The organism is Lactiplantibacillus sp. 30.2.29 (assembly GCF_018991255.1).
Lineage (GTDB): Bacteria > Bacillota > Bacilli > Lactobacillales > Lactobacillaceae > Lactiplantibacillus > Lactiplantibacillus pentosus.
The window spans coordinates 1-701 of the sequence record NZ_JAGYGU010000114.1 but is presented as its reverse complement, the minus strand read 5'-3'; the positions used below and the strand labels follow the sequence as shown (position 1 = coordinate 701).

2 protein-coding genes are annotated in these 701 nt (G+C 32.4%); one reads left to right on the top strand and one right to left on the bottom strand.

Annotation, left to right across the window (positions count from 1 at the left end; genetic code table 11):
• The first annotated feature begins 59 nt into the window (after nucleotides 1-59).
• A complete protein-coding gene (locus tag KGF65_RS16800) occupies nucleotides 60-254 on the top strand; it encodes a DapH/DapD/GlmU-related protein (protein WP_216788272.1) in 195 nt (64 codons plus the stop codon).
• A 164-nt stretch (nucleotides 255-418) separates the two neighbouring features.
• Here the strand turns inward: KGF65_RS16800 and KGF65_RS16795 are convergent.
• Nucleotides 419-701, bottom strand: a 283-nt coding sequence (locus tag KGF65_RS16795; RefSeq protein ID WP_216788271.1) for a DUF536 domain-containing protein, incomplete at its 5' end; no start/stop codon positions are given.

The following is a 701-nucleotide window of genomic DNA, read 5'->3' as shown; positions in this document are numbered from 1 at the left end:
CACAAAAAAGTCTACCACAAATGGCTTTTTTATTTCTAACTTAATTTTACAAACGACGAATAAAAAAACAAGGGGTTAACCAAAAGGGAATAGTTATTGAAGATGATTGCTGGATTGGTAGTAATGTAATTATTTTGGACGGTGTTAAAATTGGTCGAGGGTCTGTAATAGGAGCTGGCTCTCTTGTAAGTAAAGATATATCTGCGGGTAGTATATATATTAATAAGCGCAATATTAATATTCGACAAAGATAATTAGAAATGGAGAATGAAAGTGGGCACAGTTTTAATTACTGGCGCCAATGGTCAACTTGGTTCTGAATTACGTAATTTGGCTTAAATGATGTTTTCAGGCAGAACCTAGCTAATTCTCCCAAATTATTTTTAAAAAATCAAAGATACAATCTACCAATTGACTTCTATTTCCAAAAATGCCACCAATTTTTATTATTATGTGTTCTATCTTCTTTGTCATTCACTTGCTGTTTTTGGCCTGGATTAGAGATTTCAATCAAGTCATTTAATTTTTGCAGATGTTCTTTTAATTGGCGATTTTCTGTTACAGTTGTTAATTGAAGTTGTTGTTGCTGATCTATCAGTTTTGTTAGATGATCTATTTGTCGATCTTTGCTACTTATTTGCTGGTCTTTGGTAGCAAGCTGTTTATCACGTTCAAGCTTTAAATCTCTTACTTCTCTTCTT